We start from the raw sequence: 7,663 nt of genomic DNA on the forward strand, positions 1-7,663 counted from the left end.
GCGTGGCTGACCGGCTACCGCCGGCTGACGATCCGCTACGAACGTCACGGCGAGCACTTCGCCGGTTTCCTCCAACTCGCCGCCGCGCTGACCTGCTGGAAGAAGCTCCCCAAATGAGACATCCCCTAAGCGTGCCCGACGACGGTGAGATGGACGGGCCACTCGTTCGCCCACCTGCATCCGATGACCGCTGGACATCAAGCCTCTGCTCGATGATCGATGAGTGTTGTGTGCCGGTCGCAACCATCGCCTGGCGGAGGCCACATCTCTCAAGCTGATGCAATCGGCGCGACGAGCCGATTGTCGAACTTGCCGGCCGCGGTACGATGGATTTCTGGCGCCTCAGCGACGAACGGGTCGGGTCGTATGTGCGTCCCCCGCCGGTGGAAACCGTGGACAGATAGGAGTTCACGGCGGGGTTCGAGGAGGTGGTGATGCCGCCGCGCGGAGCGCTTGATGGTTCTCGGGGACCCTGCCCCAAGGATCGTGCCATTGACCGGCGTGGGCGCCGTCAACGATCACCGTCGCCAGTCAGCCTGGCCAGACACGACATGATGAGATCGCATTTGCCGAGAACGCCGAGGTGATCTGTCGGCGCATCGGTGACCGAATGCGTTCGACCTTGACGGCAGTTACGGTTCAAGGGTCGTGTTACGCACTCGTCCCGTCGCCGCGTCCCCGAAGGCTTCTTCATAGCCGGGCGGATCTTCTGCGGTTCGCGCGAGAGCCGATGCCTGACAAGGGTGGTCAGCGGCTGCGATGAAGTCTGGTTCAGCAGAAGACAGCGGAATCGTTTAGCGGTGAACCGATTCGATCGTTCGCCCGATGAGCCGCGTCCGAGCGAGACGTGCCGCACCTTCTGGCGATCTCCGGTTATCTCGAGGAAGTCAGCAGACTCTGCCTTTACGACTGAGACCGAGACTCGAGCTGCGTGCGCACTCGGTGCTTCTGGATCTTGCCGGTGCTGGTCTTGGGCAGTCCGTCGACCACGACAACGCGTTTCGGTACCTTGTATCCGGCCAGGTGCTCTTTCGCGAAGCTGCGGATCGCGTCGTCGGCGATTGTTCGCCCGGGGACCGGGACCACTACTGCTGTCACGCTCTCGCCCCACCGGTCATCCGGCATCCCGACGACCGCACAATCGGCCACGTCCGGATGGCCCAGCAGGGCTCGCTCGACCTCCACAGAGGAGACGTTCTCCCCTCCGGACTTGACGATGTCTTTGATCCGGTCGGTAAACCACAAGACGCCTTCGTCGTCGAGGTAGCCGACGTCGCCGCTGTGAAACCACCCGTGCGTGAAGGCAGCCGTATTGGCCGCCTCATTGTTGCCGTAGCCTTGCATCGCCTGCGGGCCGCGGTAGACAATCTCGCCTTCCTGCCCGCGCGGCAGCAGCTCGCCGTTCGGCCCCATGATGCGCACGTCGGTTGTGATGACGGCGGTGCCCCATGAGACATTCTTGTCCCACTGGTGCGACGGCCACTGCATCACCGACGGCGGGATGAACTCGGTCTGGCCAGATCCGAGCACGACATCGGCGTTCGGGAACACCTCGCGCACCTCATCCAGACGCTGCTGACTCATCGGAGCCATGGCATAGATCGCCATCCGTACGTTCTCCCTGCCGGGCGCTCCCTTGCCCGCCGCGTCCACCAGCTGACCCCACATGACCGGCAGCAGCATCAAATGAGTGACTTGTCTGGTGGCGAGATCATGCAGAAGTGCATTCGGATCGAAGCTGCGATGGAGCACCACGGTCCCACCCGTAAGCAGCACCGGCAACGTCAGACAGTTCAGGGCAGTGACGTGAAATAGAGGCAGCACGATGGGGAAAACCGAGCAACTATTTCCCCGTTCGTGTCGAAATTGCACGCAAGTACTCAGCGCGGCCATCATCACTGCAACATGGCTGGTCAGGACGGCCTTGGGACGCGAGGTAGTACCGGAGGTGTACAGGCACTGGGCGATATCTCGGTCCTCAACTATGACCTCGACCGGGGGAACCGTCGCGTCTATCAGCGCCGCGAACGGCATCACCGGGATGCCGGCGAGCTCGGAGCGCGGACTGTCCGCACGTGCCGTCACGACGCGTTGTACCGACGATGTCGTCGGGAACGCGGCAAGGGCCGTTTCGAGCAGTGCCACGAGCGATTCCTCGACGACAACCACGGCCGGACGGGCGTCGTCGAACTGAAATGCCACGCCCTCGGCCGTGAGACCGGTATTGACCGGCATGCACACCGCGCCGATCTTCGCGCAGCCGAAGAACGTCACCAGGAACTCCCAGCAGTTGGGCATCATTATCGCCACCACGTCGCCCCTGTGTAGACCGAGGTCGAGCAGTCCAGCGGCGGCGGCGTTCGACCGGGCCTCCAGTTCGCTGTAGGTCAGCACGGCGTTACCGTCGACGACCGCTGGTCGGTGCGGGAACTGCTGCGTCGCGCGTGTCGGCAGATCACCGAGGCAGACGCGCTGCACGAGATTGATGGTCAAGGGCGCGACACCACCGAGTTCCGGACGCAGGGACATCGTTCTCACTCCTATTCGTCAGGGAGGCTCGATTGACCGGGCCCTCATCCGAAGTCTCGTGTCCGAGAGTTACCGAAGCTAGACATCATTTGAGTAGCACCCGATCTGGGTTTCCTATCACCCAACGACCTCTGCGTTATTGACGCGCACAGTGCTCAGCGGGCAGCGTCAACAGCACATTCAGCCGCGAGCTGACACCCCCGAAAATTGCTGGGGTCGATTTGATCCCCGGAACACAGTCATTCTTAGGCGCCTGCGCCGCGAGCACGGACGGAAACGGAGCCAGACATGTCGATACAGACCGACCCGCACCGAGATGCCACCCAGCCGAGGTCTACCGACTTCGATGCGGTGGTCGTCGGCGCAGGTTTCAGCGGGTTGCGGATGTTGCAGGAGCTGCGTGGCCTGGACCTGTCGGCACGAGTGATCGAAGCCGGCTCCGACGTCGGCGGAACGTGGTACTGGAACCGCTACCCCGGAGCCCGCACCGACAGTCAAAGCTGGGTTTACGCTTACTCTTTCTCCGAGGAGTTGCAGCAGGACTGGCGGTGGCGCGAGCGGTATCCGACCCAGCCCGAAACCTTGTCGTATTTCGAACACGTGGCCGACCGGTTCGACATGCGGCGCGACATCGAATTCGACACGAGGGTCGAGTCGGCCGTCTTCGACGACGCCAGCACCACCTGGACCGTCACCACCGACCGGGGGCAGAGTTACACCTGCCGATACTTCATCACGGCCACGGGACCGCTGTCGCAGCCCTACCTGCCCGATTTCGACGGGCTCGCCGATTTCGAGGGCCAGTGGCTCCTGACCGGACGGTGGCCGAAGGAGGGCGTCGACTTCGCCGGCAAGCGGGTCGCCGTCGTCGGTACCGGGGCCACGGCGGTGCAGATCATTCCCCTGGTCGCGCGTGAGGCTGCACAGCTCACCGTCTTCCAGCGCACCCCGAGCTGGGCCCTACCCGCACGCAACGACATCCTCACCGACTTCGAGGACCGCGCGATCAAGGCCAACTACGACGCCATCTGGGAGCAGGCGCGCCAGCACTTCTACGGCTTCCCCATGGACCTCGCCGGGCGTACCGGGTCCGACGTTACCCCGGAAGAGCAGCAGCGGATTCTGGAACGCGCTTGGGAGATCGGGGGGTTCGGATTCCTCTTCGAGACTTTCGACGACATCCTCGTCAACGACGAAACGAACAAGATCGTCTCGGATTTTGTCCGGAACAAGATCCGTACGGTCGTCGAGGATCCGGCCACCGCCGAACTGCTCTGCCCGAAAGACCATCCGATCGGCAGCAAGCGGCCCCCGCTCGGGCACTACTACTACGAGACTTACAATCGCGACAATGTGCGACTCGTGGACGTGAGCACGACCCCGATCAGTCGGATCACGCCCAAGGGGATCCGGGTCGGTGACGACGAGTACGAGGCTGACATCATCATCTTCGCCACCGGATTCGACGCGGTGACCGGGACCTTGAATCAGATCGACATCCGGGGCCGCGACGGCGTGGAGCTGCGCTCCAAGTGGGAGCGCGGACCGCGCACGCACCTCGGGATCGGTGTGGACGGTTTTCCCAACATGTTCATGGTATGCGGACCACAGACACCTTTCGCCAATATCCCCGTTGTGGCCGAGGGGATCGTCGAGTGGATCGGGACTGCCCTGCAGCACATGCACGACAATGGGATCGAACGGATGGAGGCCGAACCCGGCGCGGTCGAACAATGGCGCAAACACCTCGACGACATCGTCAACGCGACAGTTCTGGTCAGGGCCGAGCGCATCTGGTGGCTCGGAGACAACATTCCCGGAAAGCCGCACGCGGTGTTGTTCTACTTCGCTGGCGCCGGAGCCTATCGACAGGAATGCCAAGCCTGCATCGACGAGGGCTTCGAAGGCTTCACTCTGACCAAGACATCGTGACCGAGCAACAGGAGAACAGCATGGGTACCGCTCTTCCTAATGCGTTGAAGGACAGCTACACCGCGATGTCCGCTCGCATGGCAGCCAATCCGGAGATGGACATCGCGACGCTCCGCAATATGCTCGACAGCCTGGAGTCCCTCTCGGCCGAGCCAACCGATGTCACGTACGAGAGCATCGACGCCGGAGGCGTGTCCGCCATCCTCGCCAGGCCAGCTGGCGCAAGCAAGGACCACATCCTGGTGTACGCCCATGGTGGAGGCTGCGTGACCGGGTCCGCAGCCAGCCACCGCAAGCTTGCCGCGCACGTCGCCAAGGCCGCCGGAGTCCAAGCGATCATTCCGGACTATCGACTGGCGCCGGAGTTCCCTTTTCCCGCCCAAATCGACGACCTCATCGCCGTGCACAAGTGGTTGCGTGCGCAGGGCTACCGGCCGGAGAACACCGCTACCGCGGGCGACTCGGCGGGGGGAAACCTTGCTATCACTACCGTCCTGAAGCTGCGCGAGCTCGGCGAACCGCTGCCGGCCGCCATAATCGGCTTCTCCCCATGGCTGGATATGGAAAACCTGGGCAAGACGATGGAGAGTAACGCCGACAGTGAGGCCCTGGTCTCCCGTGACGTCAGTGAGCTGATGGTCTCGCTCTACCTTGGTGAAACCCCGCGGACCGAACCGCTCGCCAACCCGTTGTACGCCGATCTGGACGGGTTGCCGCCCGTCTTCGTCAGCGCGGGTGACGCGGAAACGCTGCAGGACAATGCCGAACGGTTTCATGACAAGGCACGCGACGCGGGTGTCGACGTGACGCTGGAGATTCAATCCGGCCAACAGCACGTCTACCTCTTCATGGCCGGCAAATCCGCCGAAGCCGACACCACGATCGCCCGCGCGGGTCGGTGGCTCCGCGATCGGCTCGGCCTGACGAGTTAGACGACCGCAGCAGGGGCCGGACGAACGGCCGGCAGGCTCGACCGGCCCCTGCTCGGCTGCCGCCTTCCGCCACGCCGGGCACCTGCTGGTAGTCGATCAGTGATCGACGCAGACAGAGAGGAATCACCCACATGGTGATGTTCACCGAGGAACACATCGCGTTCCGCAAGATGGTCCGCCAGTTCGTGGACAAGGAAATCCAGCCGTACGTCGACGAGTGGGAAGCAGCCGGCGGTTTCCCGGCACACGAGCTGTTCTCCAAACTCGGCGCCCTCGGCCTGCTCGGTCTCGAATACGACAGCGCCTACGGCGGGCAGGACGCCGATCACCTGTACACGGTCGTCCTGCGTGAAGAACTCGGCCGGATCGACGCCGGCGGAGTCGCCATGGCGATCGGAGTCCAGACCGATATGGCCACCCCGTCGCTGCACCGCTTCGGAAGCGAAGAACTCAAACAAACGTATCTCGCGCCCGCAATCGCCGGCACGGCGGTGTGTTCGATCGCCGTGACCGAAGCCGACGCCGGATCGGACGTCGCACGGCTTCGCACCCGCGCAGTGCGTGACGGCGACGACTGGGTAATCAACGGGTCGAAGCTGTACATCACGAACGGAACCCAGGCGGACTGGATCTGCTTGCTCGCCCGGACCTCCGACGAGCCCGGCGCGAAGGGTTTCTCTCAAATAGTGGTACCGACCGACCTTCCGGGCTTCGCGGTGTCCCGCAAGCTCGACAAGTTGGGAATGCGGTCTTCCGACACCGCCGAGCTGACGTTCACGGATGTGCGGGTCCCCGTAGCCAATACCATCGGTGAGATCGGGCGTGGCTTCCAACAGCAGATGACCCAGTTCCAGAACGAACGCATGAGCGCGGCCTACGACCGGGTCGGCGGCCTGCAGCAAGCCCTCGACCGGACCCGCGACTACCTCAAGCACCGGACTGCGTTCGGCAAGGCGCTCATCGACAACCAGCACCTCGCGTTCCGGCTCGCCGAGCTGTATGCCCGTCTCGATATGCTGCGGCAGTACAACTACGCCTGCGCCGAGGCCTACATGCGTGGCGAGGATACGACCCGCTATGCGACGGTGGCCAAGCTCGAGATCGGCCGGCTCTCCCGGGAGGTGGCCGCGACCTGTCTGCAGTACCACGGTGGTCTCGGCTACATGGAGGAAACCTGGACTGCCCGTTTCCTTCGGGACATGGCCCTGACGTCCATCGGCGGTGGTGCCGACGAAGTGATGCTGCAAGTTCTCACCAAGCTCGACGACCTCCATACCTGAGGTGTACGAGAGGATTGCCGGGAGTATTGGGGCCTTTTCTGGCGCATCGTTTTAGCGCGCGATGGGGCTTAGAGCTTCGCGGAGGCACTGCCGGGCTCCGGCTCGTGGCCGCAGGGGCGAGCCGCGCGAGGGTCGATCTGATTTCCCGGTGTCATGCAATCTGATGGAGACGTCGGTCGGGTGCCCGCTGTCGACGATACTGTAGGGGTACCTCATCGAAAGGTAAGCAGCCGTGCCTTCCTCGGTAGTGCCCGGTCCGGATGAATTGGCATAGCGATGGCCGATGTCGATCCGTCCGCGACGCAGCGTGAGGTGTCAGGTTCGGTCGTGGCGGAGCTCGCGGCGGCCGGGTTCGAGGATGCCCACGAGATCGGCCGGGGTGGTTTCGGCGTCGTCTACCGCTGCACGCAGACCTCGCTGGACCGGACGGTGGCGGTGAAGGTCCTCACGCCGACCTCGACGAGCAGTATCGGGCGCGGTTCCTTCGGGAACAGCGCGCAGCCGCGCAGACTGACCGGCCATCCGCACATTGTCAATGTCCTGCACATCGATATCACCGATCGATGCGGCCGCTCGATCCGTGGCTGGGGCATCGCCCTCGGGCCGTCCACCAAGCTCCCGTCGACGGCCGGACTGTCGCTCCGACGGCGGCATCGGCGACGCGCGGTGCCGGGTGGAGTACGCGCACCGTGGTCCTGTGTCTTATGCCGTGCACACCCATGTGCGGGTTCCGCTCGGAGTGGTTGTCGTTTCAGGTAGCGGCCGCACCGGAAGCACGTCGGCGCCGGACACCCGTACACGCGACCTACCTCCACATCCCTTCCCGACGCGATCTTGATGGATAATCGTGCTTATCCATCATGGACAATCACGAGTTGCAGAATACGCGAACCCATGACGTCCAACATCTTTGGACGCTGTAACACGTCCATGCCGGTCGCTCGCGAGCCTGCTGAACTGCGGCTCTGTTCCCCCGACCGGTGCGCCCCG

Annotated in this window: 4 protein-coding genes and 1 pseudogene; 4 read left to right on the forward strand and 1 reads right to left on the reverse strand. The window is 63.7% G+C overall.

What is annotated here, in order from left to right; genetic code table 11:
• Positions 1-903 precede the first annotated feature (903 nt).
• The gene (locus G6038_RS29755; RefSeq protein ID WP_165042398.1) at positions 904-2,529 is read right to left on the reverse strand and encodes an AMP-binding protein; all 1,626 of its coding nucleotides are present in this window, start codon (positions 2,527-2,529) and stop codon (positions 904-906) included.
• Positions 2,530-2,880: 351 nt separating this feature from the next.
• Between G6038_RS29755 and G6038_RS29760 the strand changes: the two genes are divergently transcribed.
• The 4 genes and pseudogenes from G6038_RS29760 to G6038_RS31725 form a co-directional block, all read left to right on the forward strand.
• Positions 2,881-4,461, forward strand: a complete 1,581-nt coding sequence (locus G6038_RS29760; RefSeq protein ID WP_165042400.1) for an NAD(P)/FAD-dependent oxidoreductase — start codon at positions 2,881-2,883, stop codon at positions 4,459-4,461.
• On the forward strand, positions 4,458-5,393 hold the full coding sequence (locus G6038_RS29765; protein WP_346772953.1) for an alpha/beta hydrolase: 936 nt from the start codon (positions 4,458-4,460) through the stop codon (positions 5,391-5,393). The genes G6038_RS29760 and G6038_RS29765 overlap by 4 nt, the downstream gene beginning before the upstream one ends.
• Before the next feature lie 134 nt (positions 5,394-5,527).
• A complete protein-coding gene (locus G6038_RS29770) occupies positions 5,528-6,673 on the forward strand; it encodes an acyl-CoA dehydrogenase family protein (RefSeq protein ID WP_346772954.1) in 1,146 nt (381 codons plus the stop codon).
• Positions 6,674-6,949: 276 nt separating this feature from the next.
• Positions 6,950-7,246: pseudogene (locus G6038_RS31725) on the forward strand (protein kinase); the annotation flags it as partial.
• Positions 7,247-7,663 lie beyond the last annotated feature (417 nt).

The organism is Rhodococcus sp. 14C212 (assembly GCF_011058195.1).
GTDB classification, from domain to species: domain Bacteria; phylum Actinomycetota; class Actinomycetes; order Mycobacteriales; family Mycobacteriaceae; genus Rhodococcus; species Rhodococcus aetherivorans.